This window comes from Bacillus taeanensis (genome assembly GCF_003318295.1).
Taxonomy (GTDB): Bacteria; Bacillota; Bacilli; order Bacillales; family UBA6769; genus Maribacillus; species Maribacillus taeanensis.
Window position 1 is genome coordinate 15189 of the sequence record NZ_QOCW01000019.1, and the last position, 19255, is coordinate 34443.

A 19255-nucleotide genomic window follows, 5' to 3' on the forward strand; every position below is an offset into this window, starting at 1 on the left:
AATAAGTATCATTTTTTTTACGTTTTTTGTTGTTATTATAACACTATAAAAGAAAACGATAACAAATTTATGAGCGAGATGACGGGTAGAAGCAAAGAAACCAACTCTTCTTATGAAATTTTATCTCGATTGAGTTTGTTACAAAAATATGTGTGAGATACAAAAATTGGGTACGCTATTATAAGAGATATTGAAGTTAAAAAGCCAATTGATTTATTTCGAGGGATCATGACGGGAAGTCCATTTTAAGGAGGAATTAAAGTGGAAGTAAAAGTAAATCATAAACAACCAGATTTAGAAGTTCGATCAAAGAATGTTATTGAGGTGGATGGTTTAAAATTTAAAGATTTAAATAACGATGGAAAGCTCGATCCGTATGAGGATTGGCGTTTAAGTCCGAGAGAACGTGCAGAAAACTTAGTGTCCTTGATGACTATCGATGAAAAAATCGGTATGATGTTAATTAATTCGCGTAAAATGGGACTTGCTCAGGAAGATAAGAAAAAGACAAGTCATGATGGTATATTAGACGAGGCAATTATAGAAAAAGGCGAAAATATCTTTGCGCAATCAAAAGTATATGGAACTACACATACAATTGAGAAAAGAAATTTAAGACACTTCATTTTAAGAGACAATTACAGTCCTTCTGAAATAGCGGAGTGGATTAATAAAATGAATGAAGTTGCTGAGGGAACGCGCTTAGGTATTCCTGTCTTAGTTACATCTAATTCAAGAAATGAAAATGCAGAATCGATCTTCGGTATGAATGATGCAGGGGGAGTGTTCTCTACATGGCCGGGAACGTTAGGACTTGCAGCAGCAGCAAAAGGTGATATAAAAAATGGCGGCGATGCATCATTAATTAGCGAGTTTACTAAAATTGCTCGCAAAGAGTGGAATGCTGTTGGTATTAGAAAAGGGTATATGTATATGGCTGACACTGTAACAGACCCAAGATGGCAGCGAACGTATGGTACATTTGGTGAAGATCCTGAATTTATTTCTGATGCGATTGGTCGTCTTATTGATGGATTCCAAGGTGAGGAATTAGGCAAGCACAGTATTGCAATGACAACGAAGCATTTTCCTGGCGGAGGAGCAAGGGAAAACGGGTTTGATCCGCATTATAAAGAAGGAAAGTGGAATCTTTATCCAACCCCGGGAAGCTTAGAAAAGTATCATTTACCGCCATTCAGGGCAGCGGTAGAGCACAGGACATCATCAATCATGCCTTATTATTCAATCCCAAGCATCAAGAAGAGTGTAGTGCAGGAGTTTGAAGGCGAAGACATTCCGTTCGAAGAAGTAGGCTTCACATTCAATCACTATTTCATTAACCATATTCTAAGAGGAAAGCTTGGATTTAAAGGCTATATCAATAGTGATAGTGGTATTGTAAATAATATGAGCTGGGGCGTAGAAGAATTAAGTGAGGCTGAACGCTTTGCGAAAGCCGTTAATGCCGGAACAGATATCGTTGCTGACACAAATGATATTGAAAATCTTAAATTAGCTGTTAGCAAGGGATGGATTAGTGAAAAACGGATTAATGAAGCGAATGTACGCCTGCTGACAGAAATGTTTGCATTAGGACTATTTGATGACCGTACGTACGTTTCACCGGACAATGCAAATACAGTAGTTAGTACCCCGGAACATTGGGAAGCTGCTTATGAAGCACATAAAAAATCAACAACAATCCTTAAAAATTCAAATCAAACATTGCCTTTAACAGCTGAAAAGCTTTATAATAAAAAGGTTTATGTGGAAGTATTACACAAAGAAGCAGAACGAGCAGCAAAGTATACCGAGCAGGCAAGAAAAGAATGTCAGGAGCTTGGTCAATTTACGATGACTGATAACTATGAAGAAGCTGACGTAGCGATCATGTTCCTTCATCCAAAATCTGGTTCTTATTTTAATGCGACACCTGGCCTATTAGAGCTTGAGATTTGTGAGGATAAAGTAGTATCAGCTTTAGATGGCTCATTGTATCAAGAAACAACTTTAACGGGTATGAATTATCTGAAAGAAGTGACAAGCAGCCTTCATAGCCGTGGTGGAAAAGTCATTATGAGTGTGAATGTGACATTGCCATGGATACTTGGAAATATTGAACCAATGGCAGATGCATTAATCGCTGGATATGATACGTTTTATAATGCACAGCTTGAGGTTATCGCAGGCAATTACAAACCAACAGGTGTTTTACCATTGACTTTACCAGCGAGTGAGGATGTAATCGCGGTTCGTCAAAATGGTGAATGTGTATCTAGAAACGATGTACCAGGCTATGACAAGGATAAATATATGCCTGAAGGACTTCGCTATGCATATAAGGACAGCGATGGAAATGTTTATAAACTCGGTCATGGATTAACTTATTCGTACAAGTAAAAAGGTTTGTAAATTCTATGGTTAGGACGCACATCTTTATGATGTGTGTCCTTCTTGTTTATTGAGTTATTTTTCCAAAAAGATAGTTCACGTTTAACGGATCATATTATTGTTCATCTAAACTTTACATATACAATCGTTTGATAAACTTAGTCTTAATGATTTTAAGTGAGCAAATATAAAATTATAATTTCTTCCTATTATGGATAGGACTATTATTAGGTTCATTGAGTATGGAGAACTTAGGCATTGGAGGATTATGAATGATAGTAACTTTAGCTTTTTTAATAGTACTAATTTTATCAACGCTTTTATCAACTAGTATGAATATGTATTTATATAAAGTATCATTTAGCGAATCGCTTCATTTTTCATTATATATAGAGTTAGGAACGAGAAAAATGATTGTGATTGCCGCATTAATCAGTGGATTTGCTGCTGCTCTTTTTCTGGATTATCGGTTAAAAAAAGAGAACAGTCAAAATCAAAATTAGGTGAGCCCTCTTATGAAAACAGGATTAGTTGAAAAAATTTCATTATCTCAATTATGTATTCTTGTGAGTACCTTTTTGTTTGGAAGTGCCATTGTTGTTGGAATTGGCGGAGGAGCGAAACAAGATAGCTGGATTGCGATTATCGTTGCTTGTTTGCTTGGTTTGGTTCCTCTTTGGTTTTACATTTTTTTATTATCAAAAATGCCGGGGAAAAATTTATTTGAAATAATGGAAGTTGTCTTTGGGAAAATCGTTTCTAAGATCTTAATTTTATTGTATGTCATTTATTTTTTTGATATTTCTGCAAGAGTGCTTAGAGATTTTGGAGAATTAATTGTTGCTGCGATGCTTATTAACACGCCGATTGAAATCATCTCAGTTACCTTTATGCTGTTTGTTTCCTATGTTCTCTACCTGGGCTTAGAAGTGTTAGGTCGGTTTTCTGAAATTTATGCGCCTTATTTAATAGGTTCGCTTGTAGCTATAGGTATTTTAATTTTTTTAAGCGGTGAATTACAGTTTGAAAATATACTGCCCATTATGCCTGAAGGGCTGGGACCGATTATGAAAGTTGTATTTCCGGAATTAATGACTTTTCCATTTGGTGAACTAATCGCATTCACAATGGTTATTCCGTATGTTAGTAAATTCCGTTATGCAGGTAAAGCAACAATAACCACCTTTATTGTTAGTGGACTTATATTGGCATATTCGTCATTTGTACAAGTTGCCACGCTAGGGCCAGATGCAAAAGGTAGAGCAAATTTCCCACTATTAAATGCAGCCAGAGAAATTTCGTTACTAAATTTCATTGAACGAGTTGATTTAATCATTATTTTTGCTGTAATGTTCGGCATAGTAGTGAAAGTAAGCATCTTTTTTTACGGTGGATTAAAAGGGTTAGAACAAGTTTTTGGCAGACCTTATCGCGTGTTTATTTATCCAATGGCTATGTTTATTGCTTTTTCATCTATTAACATTGGTCATAATTTTACAGAACATATTAAAGAAGGACTCAGCTTGGTACCATGGATTCTTCACCTTCCATTTCAATTCGGTATTCCGTTATTACTTCTCCCGTTTGTTTTATGGAAAACAAAGAAAATAACGAATGAAAGGAGGGAAAAATAATGGGATGGTTGAAAAAAATTTTACTCTCACAAAAATCACACGAGCAGGCTAAATCTACAAATCATGAACTGCTGGCGCTCGGTGAAGATGCTTCTCCATTATCAAAGGATTTTCAACAAAATAAAATTGAAATTGAAAAGGCATTTAAGAATGCTGCGGATTTTCGGATGGAAAAGGTTCATATAGGAAAAGAAGAAGGACTCATTTGTTATTTAAGCAGTATGACAGACTCCTCTTTGCTAGCTGAGCAAATTATGAAACCGCTATCTGTCTCTGCGCAACAAGAACGCTCCATATCTAATTTAAAGGAATTCGAAGCATTTCGTAAAGAATTTTTTTCGGGAGTTGTTTATCAATTTCGTGATACGATCCATGAATTAATTGCTGATGTTTTGGCTGGTTATGCAGTGACAATTATCAATGGACAAACAAAAACTCTTTCACTTCAAGTAGGTAATATTAAATATCGTTCGATCGAGGAACCCAGCACACAAACCGTAATTCGCGGTCCTAAAGAAGGGTTTACAGAATCAATGGATACAAATATTAGTTTACTTCGCAGAAGAATACAAAATCCTTATCTTAAATTTGAAACAACGATTGTTGGAAAGGATACACGTACACCGATTACCATTGCTTATATAGATGGTGTAATAAACGAGGGCATCCTAGAGGAAGTAAAAAAACGAGTAAACAAAATTAGTACCCATGCTATTTTTGATTCTGGAAATATTGAAGAATACATTACAGATAAAAGCCTTACCCTTTTTCCATTAATATACAACACCGAACGGCCTGATAGTGCTGCAGCTAATTTATTAGAAGGAAAAGCTGCCCTCATTGTAAATGGGAGTCCTTTCGTTCTAATTGTGCCAACTGTGTTTGTTGACTTTTTTGAGGCCACAGAAGATTATTATCATTCTTTTTTTATCGGTTCCTTCATTCGATTGATTCGTTATGCTGCCTTTATGGTTGCATTAATTTTACCTTCTTTATATGTTGCCATTACAGCATTTCATCATGAATTAGTTCCGTCAGACTTGCTGTTTAGTTTACAGGCACAACGAGAAGGTGTGCCTTTCCCTGCTGTAATCGAACTTTTAATTATGGAAGTTACCTTTGAAATTTTAAGGGAAGCAGGTATTCGAATGCCGCGGGCAGTTGGACAAACGATTTCAATTGTCGGTGCATTAGTTATTGGACAAGCAGCTGTTGAAGCAGGACTTGTCTCAAATGCGCTTGTAATCGTGATCGCATTGACGGCACTTGCTACTTTTGTATCCCCGATTGCCAGCTTTACAATTTCTGCACGCCTTTTACGATTTCTTTTTGTTTTCATGGCAGCGGTATTTGGGTTATACGGCATTTTACTTGCCCTTTTTTTCATGGTTGCACACTTGGTAAGTTTACGTTCATTTGGTGTTCCTTATCTTGCACCCGTTGCTCCTTTCATTGTTGAAGATCAGGAAGATGTTTTTGTCCGTTTGCTATCATGGGCAAACCAAAGAAGACCGCACTACTTAAAAACCGAATCACCTTTAAAGCATCCAAATTCTGATTCTCCATCACCTCCTACTGATAAAGGAGATGAAGAGTCATGAGAATTATTAGCCTTTGTTTATTCAGCTTGTTATTGATTGGGTTACTTAGCGGTTGTTGGGATAGAAAGGAACTAAACGAGGTGTCTTTTGTTACTGGAGTTGCAATTGAAAAAGGTGAAAACGCCAAATTTAAAGTAACAGTAGGAGTCGCAAATGCAAGCCAACTTTCACCTCAAAAGTCTGAAGGAAACACCCCGTCCGTTACGTTTAGCTTAGAAGGAAACTCCATCTCTGAATTATTGGATAAGATGAATGTAGGATTAACAAGGGAATTAAGATATTCACACACAAGAACATTAGTAATTGATGAAAAAGTAGCTCGTGAGGGAACGGGTGATTTTTTAGATACTTTAGAAAGGTCAGGGGAGTTTCGTAATGATTTTAATATCCTTATCGCCAAAGATGTTAAGGCGTCTGATGTTCTGAACATAACTTTTCCATTGCAAAAAATTCCTTCTCTAAAAATTCATGAGCAAGCGGCTTCGATGTTTCAAGAGTGGGGTGGTGACCCTAATATGCGATTAACTGATTTTATATCAGCCATTTCTTCAAAAGGTCGTCATCCAGTTGCTGAGGCAGTTACTATTATTGGATCACCAAAACAAGGTATGATGGTAGAAAACAATAAAAAATTAGAGCCTGACGCATTAGTAACACTTGAGGGAATAGGAGTTTTTAAAGGAGATAAACTGATCGGCTATTTGAATCTCGAAGACACGCGTAATTATGTATGGACCCAGGATTTACAAAAGACCACTTTAACAATTTCATGTGGTGAAGAAAAGTATATAGATGTAAGAATAATAAATTCAAGTTCAACAATAAAATCAAATTACAAAGGTGAAACACCAAATTTCCAAGTGAAAATCATTGCAGAAGCACAGCTTAACGGTACGCAATGTAAAGATAATCTTGAGAAAATTGATACGCACAGAAAGTTTGAAAGCGATATTGAAAAAAAGGTAGAATCCATGATTGTTAAGACGATTACAAAAGTGCAGGAAGAATACGGGGTTGATATTTTCGGTTTCGGTGAAGTCATGCAGCGGCAGCATTATGACCAATTTCAAAAGGTGAAAGAACATTGGGATAAAGAGTTTGTAAAAGCAGACGTTGATGTACAAGCAAACATATATTTGAGAAGAACAGGAACACATAACAAGAGCTTTTTAACGGAAGAGGACTAGCCGTGCATATGGTGGGTGAAACATTTGCATGCGCTTTTTGTTTCATGACAAAGCACTTGTATAAAAAAGGCTATCTAACACTTCATTAAATAGCCTTTTCCACTTCTCACCCAATGATATGTTTCATTATATACACGAAAATTAAAAAGCGTCCTTCAATTCCTCTGTTAATCTTATAAATTCTCTTTTATTTCTATCTCGTAAGGATTGGTCAATCTTTTGTTGGATTTTCTCTTTTCGGAAATCAAGCAGAGCCTTATCTAACACCATTTCAGCAAATAAAGCACTTGTAATATTTCCTTCAGGTTGAGATGAATGAAGTACATTCTCTTCCATAAAAAATCAACTCCTTGACCTTTTTTCTATCATTCTAGCCATTTTCTCACTATTCAAACATTTAAACTGATAATTTGCTGGTTTGAGAATAATAACTTTCAATCGGTGTTTACAATTTCTTACCGAAATATATTGAACGTTTAGAAAGGGAAACAGGCACGAAACCATGCAGCAACCAAATTGAATTACACCCATTTTTCAATCAAGAACAGCAAAGAAAATGGCATGAAGAAAACAACATTAAAACCGAATCGTGAAGTCCGCTTGCCCCCGAGCAAAGGACGTTTTAGACAATGAAACACTAAAAACGATTACCAACGATCACAACAAAACAATCTCACAAGTTATTTTGCGCTCGCATTATCAATTAAGCGCAATTACGATTCCGAAATCGGCTTCTCCAGACCGCCAGCTTGAAAACATCTCAATTTTTGATTTTACGCTAAGTGAAGCAGAAATGAGCACAATTGCAGAATTGACCTGCCCGGACGTCAGGATTAATGATCAAGATCCTGTGATTTATGAAGAGTTTTAATCCTTGTATGAAACAAAGAGGCGCCTCACTTTTATAAAAAGTGGTGCGCCTCTATAATTAATCAATTAATTGTTCTTTAAAGTACTATTTAGCACTGATAGAAGCCGATTATCAACTTCTGTCGCAGAAGTGTTAAAAGGTTAAGTCTATACTAATTATATTAATTCTCTATTCATTAACTGGGTTAAAGTTTTCATTGCTTCTATCTCGTCTTCTCCGTCAATTTTTATGGAAATTATTTCTCCTCCTTCAATTTCCAGCTTTAAAAGGCCGATCGCACTTTTTCCGGTTGCAATCCTGCCATTGTAACTAATTTTAATCTCAGAGGAAAACTTTTGGGCGATAGAAGCAAACATAGTTGCAGGACGAAGATGAAACCCAAGTCTATTTTTTACTACTATTTCTTCCACAATCATTTAAACTTTATTTCCCTTCTCTTTATCTTCAAATAAAGCTAGCTATTTTTGAAAACTTCAACAACTTCTTCCTCATTCTCAGCATGAATAAGCTGATTTACTTTATCCTTTTGTTCAACGATTTCAGCAAGCCGTGAAAGGGTGGATAATTGATTGTCCCCTTTGCCAGCTATGGCGATTACAATATAAGCCTTCTGTGTATCTGAGAAAGCAATTCCATCAGGATATTGTGCAATGACAATTCCAGCTTTTTTAATCCTATTGCTTTTAGAATCAATCCCATGGGGAATGGCTACACCATTTCCTAGATACGTCGAGAACGCTTGTTCACGCTGCTTCATTTCATCAATATAATCAATGCTTACATTTCCTCTTTTAGCTAATACATTCCCAACCTGCTCAATGGCCTCCCACTTATCCTTTGCTTTCATATTAAGAAGGATGTTTTCCTTATTAAGATTTCTAAAGATGTCGATTTGGGGTCGTGCTTTATTAGAATCTCCGTCCTGTTGGGCCTTAAGCCGAGAGATTAATTCCTCGTAAAATGAGCGGTCAAGAAAGGAAGTGATGGATATATGTTCTGCTTGCGGGGCGCATGCTTGTGCCCGTTCTGTTAAACGAATGTTTGATATAACAATGTCTGCATCGTCAGGAATGTCATCGACGGAAAGATTATCAATCATTATATTTAAACCTTCCTGTTTTAACCTTTTTTGTAACGCGGCTGCTCCCATCGCACTGGAGCCCATCCCTGCATCACAAGCGAAAATAATATTTTTTACTTCCATTTTTTTCTCCTTAGCGCTAGCGCTTGTCGGCGTTAACGTGTCATCATTTTGAACCTCGCTTTGGTTTTTACCTCTCCTTTTCTTATCATAGGAAAGTACGAGCGCAGTTCCACAGAAGCTTACAATAGTCGATGCGAGAAAGCCAGCTGCAACCGCTGCATGTGATCCTTTTGCTGCCATAGCAAGCAGTAAAATAATGCTGCCGGGAGAGGGGGTAGCGGCTAAACCTGCATCAAATAGATAGAAAATTAAGTTTCCGGTTATTCCTCCCAAAATAAGAGGGATAATAAGTAAAGGTTTCATTAGTGCATACGGAAAGTATACTTCGTGAATTCCTCCAAGTACATGGACTGGGAGAGCTGCTTTTACATTACCCTTTTCTTTGCTATTTAAGTAGAAATAGCAGCCTAATAAAAGACCAAATCCGGGACCAGGATTGGTTTCAAGAAGAAATAAAACAGATTTACCATGTTCGTAAGCCTGTTGAATTCCTAACGGCTCTAAAATGCCATGGTTAATTACACTATTAAAAAATAAAGCTTTACCTGGCTCAATAATAAGAGCAATTAACGGTATATATCCAGATTCAGTCAAGAATTCCAGCATACGAAGAACTAAATGCATGGTCTCTATAAAAACAGCATTGATCCAATAAATGCCGATGAAGATAAATAAACATGCAACTAGGCTGTCAATAATGTTGTTAAGTAATAATTCAAATCCTGTGGGAATTTTTCCTTCCAGCCATTCACTTATCTTTTTAATACTATAACCTACGATTGGACCGATTACTAAAGATGGGAGAATTAGCGGCATCTCCGTAGAGTTTTGTGTGACTATCACAAACATAACAATTGCTGCCGCAACGCCTCCCCGATGCTTTCCAATCATCTGACCAGCAGTATAGGCAAAAAGAACGGGAATAAAATAATGAACCATAAGAACGGCGATTTGGTAGATATCTTCATTGGGAGACCACCCAATAGACCCGAACCCTACTCGAATCGCTCCTAAGAGAATTAATACAACCATGTTTTTAAATACCATTCTGCTTATGAAGCGACCTGCTCTATCTATATATTTCATATGTTCACCCACTCAACAACGCATTCGATTTTGCTAAGTATCCTTTTCCGAGAACGGATTTAATTTGATTTCTAGCTTCTTCTGAATCCTTGCCCGTTAGTGATTGGACAAAATCTTCTTCCATTAATGCTTTACTTACTTCACTAATGATTGCGATATGCTCTTTAGGTGCATTCTTTGGAGCGAGTAAAGCTAAAACTGTATGAACATTCATTCCATGTTCCCAGTCCACTGCTTTTTTTAGTTTAAATAAACAGATACACAGCTGATTTATAAGAGGGCTGCGGCAATGAAGCATAGCGAGCTGCTCTTCTTCCATAACCAATGCTCCAATTTCTTCTCTTTTTCGTAATTCTTCTGCCAATGCAGAAGAATTTATTTCGTTAAACTGGGATTGTACATATTCCGCCACCTGCTTGATAACCTCTTCCTTTGATAACGCATTACTGTCATTCGCAATGAAGGTATGGTTTAATAACTGCTCCATTGCTTCGCCGTAACGATTGATTTTCTGAACTTTATCTTCAATTTCAATGTTTTTACGCACAATCTCTTTTTCACCCTTTTTTAAGTTTTTTACTTGTTTCAAATGCCCCTTAATTAATTGAATATCTTGAGGAAGGAGAAACGGATTTACTACAACTACTGGTTGTTCTTCGCATTCAAACGGTACTGTTGAAATAATTACATCAATTGATGGATTGTTTCGAAGCCACTCATTAAGGTGGAGGAGAGAAACGATATCCACTACATTTATATAGGAAAATTGTCTTTCGATTTGAGCTGATAGTAAGTGAGAAGTTCCTATTCCACTCGTACAAACAAGGAGTACACGATAGGAACTATGTTGTAACTCTTCGTTTCTTACTGCTGCAGCACCAAAATGCATAGCTATATATCCAATTTCTTCTTCTGGAACAGGGCAGTGCAGTTCTTTTTCCAAATATACTGCTGCTTTACTTGCAGCAGCAAAGATATGTGGATATTTTTCTTTGATGTTATCCAAGAGAGGGTTCCGAAATTCCATATTTAACTTCATTCGATGAATAGCTGGTCCCAAATGCGTACTTAAGTGTTCAATTAGTATAGCGTCACCAGCCAAACTTACTCCAATCTCACTTTCTACAATTTGAATCATCTGATCAACATATTCATCAACCTCGTTTGTATAAAGAGGAGAAGCGTGTAATCTTTTAAATTTAGCGCCTAAAAGATGCATGGTAATGTATCCAATTTCACTTTCGGGAATACTAATATCAAGTTCAGATTCGAGCTCCTGAGCCATTTGGCTGGCTGCTTGATACTCCGGCATGTCCTTTATATTCTTGAAACCCTCTTGGGCAATTGTAATAACTTCCCCTTTTTTAAGACGTTGAACGGCTAGCGCGATATGTACCACTAACCCTACATAGGCACTGTCAGTTAAGGTGTAACCCCATTTCTCGGTTTTCTGTACAACTGTTTCAATTTTTGTGATTGTCTCAGGGTCAATGAATTGCAGGAGATGATTCTTAATTGAGAGGTGGAGCTTTACTTTATCCGATGAAGAATAGGAATAAGTCGAAAGGACCTCCATCAATTGCTCTTGACTAAAATGCTGATAAAACAAATCAACAATTGCGCCGCGAATGCTTTTTTCACTTCCCTCAATGTAAACTCCAAATCCAGGTTTGCGGATAAGCTTTATGTCATGCTTATCAAACCATGGCTCTACCTTTAATAAATCATTACTAATCGTTGCTTCTGTTACCCTAAATTTATTGCTGAAAGAGTAAAGCTTTGTAGGTTCCTTTAATGTAAGAAGCAGCTGCTTGAGAATATACTGCCGCTCTTCAGGTGCAAAGATCTTATTTGACTGGTTGCTGGACAAATACTGCAGTAATTTTTCCTTTGCATACTTTTCACCATTTAAGGAAAGTCCAACCCCTGTCTTTTTAGTTAAGACCAAATCATGCGACTCTAAAAAAGAATCTAAACCAGATAGTTCTCTTTGAATGGTACGGCCGCTAATTGCCATCTCATTTGACATTTCCTTTAATGTGACTGGAAAAGGAGACTTTAGAAGAAGTAAGAGAATTTGCTGCTGTCTGGAATTGAGTTGAACTCCTTCTTTCTCTAACATCGTAAACACTCCTGACAAGATTTAATATAACAATAATCTTATGTATATTTACCACATAAAGTCAATGGCAAAATTAAATATACATTTTTTGTGATTGGCTTACTTGGACTTATTCTCTTTCATAGAGGTAACCTATAACAATGCTAGCATAGCAATCCTAGTGTGTGAAAGTCGTTAACTTAAGATGTATGTAACAGGTCATAATTTGTTCTTAAGGATATCGCCTTTTTACTAGCTAAACCCTTATTATTAAAAAATGTCACTATATTAATCATGACATCTTTTAAATGGTTGTTCTTAATAAATGTCGTGATTCCAATAAAGACAATGTTGTATATGTAAGTACTTACATAAGGGTTTTTATCGTATATAATAAGTTTCATAGAGAGTCATTCAATTTTGTCACTAAGTGGTCATGCTGATAGTCGACTTTTGAAAGGAGGAAATTCTATGATATGGTACGTCATTATTTTAATTGGCTTTTCATGGCTCCTTCAAAGCATCTTAGGCTTTTTGCAAATTAAGCATTTTAACAAAAAGTATGCTGAGATGAGGAAGTTAGGGAGAGTAGCAATTGGAAGGAAGACCGCACGTTTTCGAGCAGGAACAGTTGTGATGTTTGCAATTGATCGTAAAAATACCATTTTAAAAGCAGGCAAAATGCAAGGAGTAACCGTCTTTTCAAGAGTTAGAAACTTAAAAGGTTTTGAAGGTAAAAAATTATTAACATTAGATGAAGATGATTTTAAGAACGTTAATAAGTTAACGCGATTAGCAATTAAAGATGCATTAAACAGTTATAACATTATTTCTAAAGGAGGTGAGTTAAAAGTTAAAAAAGGCTGGATTGATTTACTTATACCAACTAAAAACTAACTAATATGAGGTGAAAGTGATGGATCTTATTATAAAGATGGCAGATGGATTTATGGGACTATTTAGAGAAGGTGCAGCTGTATTTGTCGATTTGGTCACTGGCATTGTTCCATTATTAATTATGCTTTTGGTCGCGATGAATGCGCTTATTCGCTTAATTGGAGAAGAACGAGTAGAAAAAGTGGCAAAAAAATCAGGTAAAAACCCGTTCACGAGATACTTTGTTCTTCCTGTTATTGGAACATTTGTGTTAGCGAATCCAATGACACTATCACTAGGAAGGTTTTTACCGGAAAAGTATAAACCAAGCTACTATGCTTCTGCATCATTTTCTTGTCACACACACAACGGACTTTTCCCACATGTTAATCCAGGAGAATTGTTTGTATTCCTAGGAATTGCCGCAGGGATTACAACACTTGGCTTTGAAACGACAGAGTTAGCGGTTCGCTATTTCTTAGTAGGGATTGCAACAAACTTCTTAAGAGGTTGGGTAACGGATTTAACGACAGCTTTTGTTGCGAAACAGCAAAATGTGACATTAAAAGATACAGTCGAACTGTAAGGAGGGAAGCAGGATGAGTACAAACAGTTTAGTGATAGAAGGAGAAGGAAAAGTGGGCCAAAACTACAACTCGGTTATTGTAAAAGCAGGACCAGGAGGATTTGGCGGTCCATTGGTGATTACACCGACAGAAGAAAAAAACAAGGTCGTTTATATTACAGGTGGAACAAGACCTGATATTGCAGATAAAATTGCTGAACTAACAGGCTGCGAACTAGTTGATGGATTTAAAACAAGTGTTCCAGAGAACGAAATGGCTTGTGTCATCATCGACTGCGGCGGTACATTGCGATGCGGTTTATATCCGCAAAAACGAATCATGACGATTAATGTAATGCCGACAGGACAGAGCGGTCCATTGGCAAAACACATTACCGAAGACATTTACGTCTCTGGAGTGAAACCTGCCAACATTGAATTGTATGAAGGTGCTGCAACACCTCAAACATCCGATGTTGAAGAAAAGAAAACTGAAAAAAGTAATCAACCTAAGTATAGCGCAGATAAGAAAATTAGTGAACAACAAAAACCAAAAGGTACGATTGCAAGAATCGGTATGGCAATGGGTTCGTTTGTCAGTGTATTCTATCAAGCTGGCCGTGAAGCGATTGATACCGTAATTAAAACGATTTTACCGTTTATGGCATTTGTGGCGATGTTAATCGGGGTTATTAAAGCATCTGGAATTGGTGATCTTTTTGCAAAATACTTGTCACCATATGCGGGTTCTTTACCTGGTTTACTTTTAATTTCTTTAATCTGTTCGTTCCCATTATTGTCTCCATTTTTAGGACCTGGGGCTGTTATTTCACAAGTAATTGGAACGCTAATTGGTGTGGAAATTGGAAAAGGAAATATTCCGCCACATCTGGCATTACCGGCTCTTTTTGCGATTAACTCTCAAGCTGCAGCTGATTTCGTTCCAGTAGGGTTGGGATTAGCAGAAGCAGAAGTGGAAACGATTGAGGTTGGCGTGCCATCTGTTCTTTATTCCCGTTTCTTAACAGGAGCCCCAACTGTGTTTATTGCATGGCTCGCAAGCTTTGGAATGTATGAATAAAGCTTGTGAAGTATAGAAAGCAGTCATTCTTTAAAAGTATTTGCAATGTTTAGTATCAATGTTATTCATCTAAGTCTATTCACATAGAGAGTGGGAGGAGAGTTACTATGAAAACAATTTATCAAACTAAAATTAATAAAATTGGTTCATCCGTGTCTGATTTTCTTGGAGAAAAAATGTTTATTTTATTTGGAGATAATGCCCCAGCGGAACTATCAGACTACTGTTTATTAATTAATGTAAATGAAATTGAAGGTGAAATTGAGCAAGGTGACGTTTTAGCTTTCAATAACCAAGAATATACAATTACAGCTGTAGGGAGTGCCGTAAAACAGAATCTAGGTTCATTAGGACATATTACATTAAAATTTGATGGTTCAGATACTTCTGAACTGCCTGGGACGCTTTATCTTGAAGAAGCCGATATTCAAGTTCCAGAGGCAGGTTCGCTAATTCAAATTCTAAAAAAATAAATTTATTAAAGGCAGTATATGGTCATTAAAAATGCAAGCAAGATGATTGTTAATGAGGGAGCCAATCCAAGCTTCCCTCAAAAGTAAAAATAGCAAGAATTCATAAATTTAAACAATGAATGAAAGAACAATAAGAGATTTTCGTTTTAGATTTTACAAATTACACGCGATTGCTGTGCAAATTATAAGGAGGACGAAAGAATGAACGAATCATGGCTTGAGTTAGAAGGTAAGATAGTTGTTGTAACGGGTGGTGCATCTGGAATTGGTGCTAAAATAACGGCTCATTTAGTGAAAAATGGGGCAAAAGTAGTTGTTTCGGATCTAAATGTAGAGACTGGGGAACAAGCTGACGGAACGTACCACATTCAATGTGATGTTACTAATAAAGAAAGCGTTGAAAACATGACAGGCAAAGTGGTTGAGCTGTTTGGAACAGTAGATGTTTTAGTTAATAATGCTGGTGTGAATTTACCGCGCTTACTTGTTGACTTCCGCGGCGAAAAGCCGGAGTATGAGCTAAATGAAAAAGACTTTGATTTCATGGTGGCTGTAAATCAGAAGGGACCTTACCTATGTGCTCAAGCAGCTGCAAGAGTAATGGTTAAAAATAATAAAGGTATCATCATTAATGTTTCTTCTGAGGCAGGTATGGAAGGGTCTGCTGGACAAAGCGCTTATTCCGCTACAAAAGGTGCTGTTAACGGTTTTACTCGTTCTTGGGCGAAAGAACTCGGCAAATTTAACATTCGTGTAGTTGGGATTGCACCGGGTATCAATGAACAAACAGGTTTAACAACACCAGCTTATAATGAAGCACTAGCTTATACACGAGGAGTAACAGTAGAGGGCCTTGGAACAGACTACAGCAAATCAATACCACTTGGACGCCCAGGGAAGTTGGATGAAATTGGCGAGTTGATCACTTATCTAGCTTCAGAACGTGCAAGCTATATTACAGGTACAACAGTGAACATTTCAGGTGGAAAATCTCGCGGGTAAATAATAAGACTATTTCTATTTAGGTGATGATAAAAGTTCCTTTCTTTTTATATCTACTAATCTATTAAAAATATTAATTGTTTCGCGGGTTGTATGAGAGTAACTTATCGAGTTACTCTCATATTTCTATAGAAAATAGGACGAAGGAGCAGCGTATATGAAACTGTTAATAGATTCAGCAAATTTACAGAGTATTAGAGAACTACATACATTATTTCCAATCGATGGGGTTACTACAAATCCAACAATTATAGTAAAAGAAAAAAGCCCATTCCTTCCATTATTAAAGGAGATTCGTTCTATTATTGGAGAGGAAAAAATGCTTTTCGCTCAGGTGCTGGATGAAAGAGCAGAAGGTATGGTGGAAGAAGGAATTCATTTAAATGAAGAACTTGGAGGAAATCTTTGTGTGAAAGTGCCGGTTACCGATGAAGGCATAAAAGCTATAAAATTACTAAAAGCAAAAGGGGTTAAAACACTGGCTACTACTATTTACACTCCTATGCAGGCGTTTTTGGCAGCAAAAGCAGGAGCTGAATATGTGGCCCCTTATGTCAACCGCATCGACAACCTTACAGGAAACGGAGTTCACGTTGTAAGTGAAATTGTAAAAATGTTTGAACGTCATCAACTTCCTTGTAAAGTAATCGCAGCAAGTTTTAAAAATACTCAACAAGTACATCGCGTTTGTTTGGAAGGTGCTCACGGTATAACAGCAGCCCCGGATATTATTAAAGCGTTGATTACACATCCTTCAACGGAGATGAATGTCAAACAATTTGTGAATGAGTGGAAACACTTTTATGGAGAGAGCTGTGACAGCCTCGTTAGGACAAAATAGAAAAAAATGAGAGGAAGCTATTTTTCTTGAAACACAATGAGGTCAACATTTATAAAAAGAGTGAAGGAGAGCAATTTAAATGGTAGAAAAAACATTTACAGTTATTGATCAGTCAGGGATTCATGCACGTCCAGCAACAACGTTAGTGCAGGCAGCAAGCGAATTTGATGCTGATATTCACTTAGAATATAACGGTAAGTCAGTGAATTTAAAATCAATCATGGGTGTGATGTCTTTGGCAATTCCAAAAGGTGGGGTTATCAAAATTACAGCTAACGGATCTAGCGATGAAGAAGCAATTGCCGTTCTACAAGATTCTATGAAAAAAGCAGGTTTAGCGGAATGATGACAAAAGATATTTTAGGTATTGCAGCATCAAGTGGGATTGCGATCGCGAAAGCTTTTCGCTTAGAAAATTCAGAGTTAACAGTAGAGAAAACAGCCGTAACGAATATCGATCAAGAGGTGGCGCGCTTTAATCAAGCGCTTGAGACATCAAAATCGGAACTAGAAGAAATCAAAGAACATGCTCATAAAGAACTTGGCGAAGATAAAGCAGCTATTTTTGCTGCGCACCTTCTTGTGTTAAGTGATCCTGAGCTGATCAACCCTATTAAAGGTAAAATTCAAAATGAGCAGGTGAATGCGGAATTTGCTTTAAATGAAGTAGCAGCAATGTTTATTGATATGTTTGAAACGATGAAGAATGAATACATGAAAGAACGCGCGGCAGATATTCGTGATGTAACCAAACGTGTCATTGCTCATCTGTTAGGTGTACAAATCCCTAATCCAAGTATGATTTCTGAAGAAGTGATTATAATTGCCGAAGATTTAACTCCTTCTGATACAGCACAATTAAATCGTCAATACGTGAAAGGATTTATAACAGACATCGGAGGACGAACATCTCATTCAGCCATTATGGCAAGATCGATGGAAATTCCAGCTGTTGTTGGAACAAAAACGGTAACAGAGCAAGTGACCCACGGCACATTGCTTATTTTGGACGGTCTTGACGGCAAAATAATTGTTGATCCATCTGCTGAAACGATTTCGGATTATGAAAGGAAAAAAGCCGCGTATGAAGCGCAAAAAGCAGAATATGCGAAGCTCGTAAATGAACCGACGTTTTCTCAAGACGGTCATCATGTTGAGCTTGCGGCAAACATTGGCACCCCAGCTGATGTGAAAAGTGTCATTGAGAACGGCGCAGAAGGTATCGGGCTTTATCGAACAGAGTTTTTATACATGGGGCGCGATAAGCTGCCAACTGAAGAAGAACAGTTTGAAGCTTATAAAGCGGTATTAGAGGGCATGAATGGAAAGCCTGTTGTTGTTCGAACGTTAGACATTGGGGGAGACAAAGAGCTTCCATATTTGAATTTGCCAAAAGAAATGAACCCATTCTTAGGGCATCGTGCAATTCGTTTATGTTTAGATGTTCAGCATTTGTTCCGTACCCAGTTACGCGCATTGCTTAGAGCAAGCGTATACGGCAATCTAAAAGTGATGTTTCCGATGATTGCGACATTAGAAGAGTTTCGCGGCGCTAAAGCGATTTTACTAGAAGAAAAACAAAACCTTGAGGCAGAAGGCATTGAGGTTTCAGACAGCATTGAAGTAGGAATGATGGTTGAAATTCCATCTTCAGCGATTATGGCTGATTTATTCGCAAAAGAGGTGGATTTCTTCTCAATTGGCACAAACGATCTCATTCAATATACATTAGCGGCTGACCGCATGAATGAACGTGTTTCTTATCTTTATCAACCGTATCACCCAGCGATTCTTCGTTTAGTTCAGATGGTCATTAAAGCGGCTCATAAAGAAGGGAAATGGGTTGGAATGTGTGGGGAAATGGCCGGGGATGAAGTAGCGATTCCACTGCTGCTTGGACTTGGTTTAGATGAATTTTCAATGAGTGCAACATCAGTTCTCGCGGCACGGAGCCAGATTTCAACTCTATCAAAAGCAGACATTGAGGCAGTTATTGACACCGTTTTAACGATGACAACGGCTGAAGAAGTGGAGACATTTATAAGAAACACACTCATCAAGTCTCAAAGTCTAACTATGATGAAGTAGAGAAAAGGGCTAATTTTGAATGAAACTCATTATTTAGAATAGAGTGCATGCCGATTAAGCTATGGAATCTATCAAATAATCGGTCATAATGAACCTCCTCTCCCTACCGCTTCGCGCTTGAGGAAGGGGTTTCCTGTTTGAAGTTCACAAGTCCAAAAGCCGTCCTAGCTGGAACAAGTGTCATCAACACTGCCTTTGTGCTTAGAACCAAACATCCCTTTTTTAGGATAGTGGTCTTCTCGTTTCGTGTCTCC

General features: G+C 37.3%; 17 protein-coding genes and 1 pseudogene. 14 read left to right on the forward strand and 4 right to left on the reverse strand.

Annotated elements, in window-relative coordinates; translation table 11 throughout:
* Nucleotides 1–261 precede the first annotated feature (261 nt).
* From DS031_RS16095 to DS031_RS16115, 5 genes are all read left to right on the forward strand, one after another.
* On the forward strand, nucleotides 262–2400 hold the full coding sequence (locus DS031_RS16095; RefSeq protein ID WP_113807094.1) for a glycoside hydrolase family 3 protein: 2139 nt from the start codon (nucleotides 262–264) through the stop codon (nucleotides 2398–2400).
* A 263-nt stretch (nucleotides 2401–2663) separates the two neighbouring features.
* Nucleotides 2664–2894, forward strand: coding sequence for a hypothetical protein (locus DS031_RS16100; protein WP_113807095.1), 231 nt, complete (start codon nucleotides 2664–2666; stop codon nucleotides 2892–2894).
* A 12-nt stretch (nucleotides 2895–2906) separates the two neighbouring features.
* A complete protein-coding gene (locus tag DS031_RS16105) occupies nucleotides 2907–4025 on the forward strand; it encodes a GerAB/ArcD/ProY family transporter (protein WP_113807096.1) in 1119 nt (372 codons plus the stop codon).
* Entirely contained in the window at nucleotides 4025–5626 is a 1602-nt protein-coding gene (locus DS031_RS16110; RefSeq protein WP_113807097.1) for a spore germination protein, read from the forward strand. The genes DS031_RS16105 and DS031_RS16110 overlap by 1 nt, the downstream gene beginning before the upstream one ends.
* Nucleotides 5623–6813, forward strand: a complete 1191-nt coding sequence (locus DS031_RS16115; RefSeq protein ID WP_113807098.1) for a Ger(x)C family spore germination protein — start codon at nucleotides 5623–5625, stop codon at nucleotides 6811–6813. Before DS031_RS16110 ends, DS031_RS16115 begins: the two co-directional genes overlap by 4 nt.
* A 141-nt stretch (nucleotides 6814–6954) precedes the next feature.
* On the opposite strand, the gene DS031_RS16120 is transcribed toward DS031_RS16115, so the two are convergent.
* Nucleotides 6955–7149, reverse strand: a complete 195-nt coding sequence (locus DS031_RS16120) for an IDEAL domain-containing protein (RefSeq protein WP_113807099.1) — start codon at nucleotides 7147–7149, stop codon at nucleotides 6955–6957.
* A 98-nt stretch (nucleotides 7150–7247) separates the two neighbouring features.
* On the opposite strand from DS031_RS16120, the pseudogene DS031_RS16125 reads away from it, so the two are divergent.
* Nucleotides 7248–7684 (forward strand): annotated as a pseudogene (locus tag DS031_RS16125) (aldo/keto reductase); the annotation flags it as partial.
* Nucleotides 7685–7839: 155 nt separating this feature from the next.
* Here the strand turns inward: DS031_RS16125 and DS031_RS16130 are convergent.
* The 3 genes from DS031_RS16130 to DS031_RS16140 are packed head-to-tail and all read right to left on the reverse strand — an operon-like array spanning nucleotide 7840 to nucleotide 12096.
* Nucleotides 7840–8100, reverse strand: a complete 261-nt coding sequence (locus DS031_RS16130) for an HPr family phosphocarrier protein (RefSeq protein WP_113807100.1) — start codon at nucleotides 8098–8100, stop codon at nucleotides 7840–7842.
* A 38-nt stretch (nucleotides 8101–8138) separates the two neighbouring features.
* Entirely contained in the window at nucleotides 8139–9974 is a 1836-nt protein-coding gene (locus tag DS031_RS16135) for a PTS sugar transporter subunit IIA (RefSeq protein WP_113807101.1), read from the reverse strand.
* Nucleotides 9975–9978: 4 nt separating this feature from the next.
* Nucleotides 9979–12096, reverse strand: a complete 2118-nt coding sequence (locus tag DS031_RS16140; protein WP_113807102.1) for a BglG family transcription antiterminator — start codon at nucleotides 12094–12096, stop codon at nucleotides 9979–9981.
* A gap of 450 nt (nucleotides 12097–12546) precedes the next feature.
* Between DS031_RS16140 and DS031_RS16145 the strand changes: the two genes are divergently transcribed.
* The 8 genes from DS031_RS16145 to ptsP all read left to right on the forward strand — a co-directional run bounded on the left by DS031_RS16145 (nucleotide 12547) and on the right by ptsP (nucleotide 19001).
* The gene (locus DS031_RS16145; protein ID WP_113807103.1) at nucleotides 12547–12972 is read left to right on the forward strand and encodes a transcriptional regulator GutM; all 426 of its coding nucleotides are present in this window, start codon (nucleotides 12547–12549) and stop codon (nucleotides 12970–12972) included.
* A gap of 19 nt (nucleotides 12973–12991) precedes the next feature.
* Nucleotides 12992–13537: a PTS glucitol/sorbitol transporter subunit IIC gene (gene srlA, locus DS031_RS16150; protein WP_113807104.1), complete on the forward strand. Its 546-nt coding sequence runs from the start codon at nucleotides 12992–12994 to the stop codon at nucleotides 13535–13537.
* 13 nt (nucleotides 13538–13550) lie between these two features.
* The gene (gene srlE, locus DS031_RS16155) at nucleotides 13551–14597 is read left to right on the forward strand and encodes a PTS glucitol/sorbitol transporter subunit IIB (protein WP_113807105.1); all 1047 of its coding nucleotides are present in this window, start codon (nucleotides 13551–13553) and stop codon (nucleotides 14595–14597) included.
* Nucleotides 14598–14704: 107 nt separating this feature from the next.
* Complete coding sequence (locus tag DS031_RS16160) at nucleotides 14705–15070, forward strand: PTS glucitol/sorbitol transporter subunit IIA (protein WP_113807106.1); 366 nt, start codon at nucleotides 14705–14707, stop codon at nucleotides 15068–15070.
* 201 nt (nucleotides 15071–15271) lie between these two features.
* Nucleotides 15272–16072, forward strand: a complete 801-nt coding sequence (locus DS031_RS16165; protein ID WP_113807107.1) for an SDR family oxidoreductase — start codon at nucleotides 15272–15274, stop codon at nucleotides 16070–16072.
* Nucleotides 16073–16229: 157 nt separating this feature from the next.
* Complete coding sequence (locus DS031_RS16170) at nucleotides 16230–16913, forward strand: transaldolase family protein (protein ID WP_113807108.1); 684 nt, start codon at nucleotides 16230–16232, stop codon at nucleotides 16911–16913.
* A 79-nt stretch (nucleotides 16914–16992) separates the two neighbouring features.
* Nucleotides 16993–17259 (forward strand): phosphocarrier protein HPr, encoded by a 267-nt coding sequence (locus DS031_RS16175; RefSeq protein WP_113807109.1) that lies wholly within the window; start codon nucleotides 16993–16995, stop codon nucleotides 17257–17259.
* Nucleotides 17259–19001: a phosphoenolpyruvate--protein phosphotransferase gene (gene ptsP / locus DS031_RS16180; RefSeq protein ID WP_113807155.1), complete on the forward strand. Its 1743-nt coding sequence runs from the start codon at nucleotides 17259–17261 to the stop codon at nucleotides 18999–19001. Before DS031_RS16175 ends, ptsP begins: the two co-directional genes overlap by 1 nt.
* The last annotated feature ends 254 nt before the right edge of the window (nucleotides 19002–19255 follow it).